Source organism: Candidatus Effluviviaceae Genus V sp. (assembly GCA_014728125.1).
Taxonomy (GTDB): domain Bacteria; phylum Joyebacterota; class Joyebacteria; order Joyebacterales; family Joyebacteraceae; genus WJMD01.
In genome coordinates this window covers 1-3,782 of sequence record WJMD01000042.1, presented here as the reverse complement: position 1 = coordinate 3,782, position 3,782 = coordinate 1, and the positions used below count along the sequence as shown (strand labels likewise).

2 protein-coding genes are annotated in these 3,782 nt (G+C 67.5%); both read left to right on the top strand.

Annotated elements, in window-relative coordinates; translation table 11 throughout:
- The first annotated feature begins 268 nt into the window (after nucleotides 1-268).
- The gene (locus GF405_02220) at nucleotides 269-1,987 is read left to right on the top strand and encodes a S8 family serine peptidase (GenBank protein ID MBD3366974.1); all 1,719 of its coding nucleotides are present in this window, start codon (nucleotides 269-271) and stop codon (nucleotides 1,985-1,987) included.
- A gap of 254 nt (nucleotides 1,988-2,241) precedes the next feature.
- Nucleotides 2,242-3,782 (top strand): sugar transporter (locus tag GF405_02215; GenBank protein MBD3366973.1); only part of this gene is annotated, 1,541 nt, incomplete at its 3' end.

Sequence of the window (3,782 nt, the reverse complement as noted above, 5' to 3'; positions counted from 1 at the left end):
GCGCTCACAGGTGCGGACTCGATGCCGAGGTCCGCACGTTCGAGGGGACCCCCGAGTACCTCATCTCCAACCCTGGGCTCTTCCTCGCGGGCGTGCTCTACGAGCGCGCGGTCAACGTCGCGTCTCTGCTGCGCCCCTTCCGGTGCGTGCTGCTGGCGCGGCTGACGCGTGTCTGACCCGTCCGACGCCGCAGGTCGACCTCTGTTGCCCCGCCGCGCGATTCTTGCTATAATGTAGAAACAGAACCCTCACGGAAGGAGCCTGTCGCATGCGCCCCCGATTCCTCGCCCTGTTCCTGACTCTGACAGTGTCGGTCGCTCTGGCCGCCCCGCTTCCGGCGGCGACCGGCGACGTGCTCGAGACGGAGCGCAAGGGCGCACCAACGGCCGACCGCTTCTGGGTCTTCTTCGAGGACAAGGGCATCTCCTCCGGAGAGCGGGCCGCAGCGCTCGCCGAGGCCCGCGCGGTCCTCACGGAGCGCGCGCTCACCCGACGGGCCCGCGTCGGAATGGAGCTCAACGAGAACGACCTTCCTGTGGCGGAGGCGTACGTCGACGCCGTCGCGGGCACCGGCGTCGAGATCGTCACACGGAGCCGCTGGCTCAACGCCGTCTCCGTCCGCGCCGACGACACAGCGCTCGCCGCGCTCGCCGCATTTCCGTTCGTCCGCGAGGTCCGGCCGGTCGCACGCGGCACAAAGGAGCTCCCCGAGATCACACCCGCGCAGCCGGCGACAGATATGCCGGCGCCGCGCGGGAGGGAGCTCGACTACGGCTCGTCGCAGAGCCAGCTCGAGCAGATCCAGGTCCCCCTTCTTCACGACGACGGCTTCGACGGCGGCGGCGTTCTCATTGCGATGCTCGACACGGGATTCGATACCGACCATGAAGCGTTCCGCCACCTCGACATCGTCGGGGAGCGCGACTTCATCAACGACGACACCGAGACGGCGAACGAACTCGGTGATCCCTCGGGGCAGGACAGCCACGGAACCGCGACGCTGTCGTGCGTCGGAGCCATGAAGGACGGCGTCATCTACGGAGGCTCCTACAATGCGAGCTTCCTTCTGGCGAAGACCGAGATCGTCGACCAGGAGATCCAGGTCGAGGAGGATTACTGGGTCGAGGCCGTCGAGTGGGCCGACAGCCTGGGCGCCGACGTCGTCTCGAGCTCGCTGGGGTATCTCTACTGGTACACGTACGAGGACATGGACGGCGGGACGGCCGTCACGACCGTCGCGGCCGATATGGCGGCCGCGAGGGGTTTGCTCTGCGTCAACTCGATGGGCAACGAGGGCAACGATCCCTGGCTCTACATGATCGCCCCGGCTGACGGCGACAGCGTGCTCTCGGTCGGCGCGGTCGACTCGTCCGGCGTCCGCACAGCGTTCAGCTCCGTCGGACCGACCTACGACGGCCGCATCAAGCCGGACGTCATGGCGCTCGGGCTCTACGCGTTCGTGGCGACGACGGCCGACACCGCAAGCTACGGAAGCTCCAGCGGCACGTCGTTCTCGTGTCCGCTGACCGCCGGCGCCGTGGGGCTACTGCTGCAGGGACATCCCGACTGGACCCCGTGCGAGACGATCACGGCGCTCCGTTCGACCGGCACGATGTCGAGCTCTCCCGACACGCTGATGGGGTGGGGCATCGTGCAGGCACATGACGCCATGTACTCCGCGCCGCTTGACGTTCCCGAGGAATCCGGGAGCGAGCGGCTGATCGTGTTGTCGCGGCCGAACCCCTCCTCGGGCGCCACGACGCTCTCCTTCACGACCGAGCGGGCGGGGCGCGTCCGCGTCTCGGTCCACGATGTCGCCGGACGGCGTGTGAACGTCCTGGCCGATCGTCTGATGCCGGCCGGACCCGTCTCGCTCACGTGGGACGGGACCGGGAGCGACGGACGGCGCGCGGCGAGCGGGATCTACTTCCTGCGCGTCGAAGCCCCCGAACGAACTGGAACCTCGAGAATCGCGCTCCTCAGGTGAGCGAACATCACCTGAGGGTGCATACGGGAGAGGCGGTGCATGAGCGCCGCCTCTCTTCTCTTCTGTCCCGGCGGGATTCCCGCTTGCCTATTGACACAAGGCGCGAGGACTTACAGAATCCGGGCGAGGCCGTCTTTGAGTTCCGTCCGGCGTGCGACAGCCTGACGGTCTCGAGCACAACCGCGCGCAGCACCGCCTGCACGCGGCGTTGGTGCTTGCCGAACTGATCCTGATGGGATCGATCCGGAGGACCGATGATGACCTGCCGGAAGCGCACCCCGCGTGTCCTGGCCGTCGCGGTCGCCGTACTCAGTCTCACCCTGCCCGCGACAGCGCAGACACCGAGTGAAGCCGAGCTGGACGTACTGAGGAACCTGCCGAAGGTGGAGCGCGAGCGTCTCCTTCGGGAGTACGGCGTCGTTCCCGAGTCGGACGCGGCGCCGGACCGCGATGTCAGCACGCCCGATGTCATGTCGGCACGCGACCAGGAGACCAGTGACCTGGAGCGTCGCCTCTCCGCGGACGACGCGTCGGTCGTTCCCGATACGCTCGGCTCGCCGCTCGCGGAGACGCCTGAGGGAGAGAGCATCCGGAGCGCCTTCGAGGATCTCGTGTCGGCGGCGGAGCCGTTGACCGTCGACCGCGACCTACGGCAGTTCGGATACGAGCTCTTCGCCGGGGCGCCGACGACCTTCGCCCCCGCCACCGACATCCCCGTGAGCCCCGACTACATCATCGGCCCCGGAGACGAGGTCGTCGTCCAGCTCTACGGCAAGACGAACAGGACAGCCACGCTGACGGTCGACCGCGACGGCGTCATCGCCTTTCCCGAGCTTGGTCCCATCACCGTGGCCGGCCTCACGTTCCGCGAGATGAAAGAGACGATCGCCCGGGACGTCGAGCGCCGGATGATCGGCGTCGAGGTCAGTGTCTCCATGGGACGACTGCGCTCGATTAGGATCTTCGTCCTCGGCGAGGTCTTTCAGCCGGGGAGTTTCACTGTCAGCGGACTCTCAACGCTGACGAATGCACTCTTCGCGAGCGGCGGCGTCCGGAAGATCGGAAGCCTGAGGAACGTCCAGCTCAGGCGCGACGGAGAGCTCGTTTCGTCGCTCGACCTCTACGACCTCCTGCTCGAGGGCGACACGTCCGGAGACGTTCGGCTGATGCCTGGCGACGTCATCTTCGTTCCGCCGGTCGGCCCGCTCGTCGGCGTCGCCGGAGAGGTCCTGCGGCCCGCGATCTACGAGATCGACGAGGGGACGACCGTGCGCGAGCTCCTCGAGCTTGCCGGCGGGCTCACGCCGACGGCTCACGACGATCTGCTCCAGCTCGAGCGGGTCGAGACGGCGGGTCGGACGACCTACGATCTGTCGCTGGCGGCGACCGACCTCCGGACCGTTCAGGACGGCGATCTCGTGAAGGTCTATCCCGTGCGCGATCGCGAGGAGCACGTCGTGTTCCTGACGGGCAATGTCGTTCGTCCGGGCAAACGGCAGCACTTTGAAGGGATGCGGGTGCTCGACCTCATCCCCGAGACGGGGGGCCTGCTTCCTGAGACGTACTTCAAGTACGCGCTCATCGAGCGAGAGAACGAGCTCAACAGCGAGCCCGAGTACGTCGGGTTCGATCTTGGCGCGGCGCTGATCGAGAGCGACCCGCAGGCGAACCTCGAACTCGAACCCCGCGACCGCGTCTACGTGTTTCATCGCGCGAGCTTCCGCGACGTCCCGCGTGTGAGCGTGCGCGGCGAGGTCCGCTCACCGGGGACCTACACCCACAGGAAGGACATGCG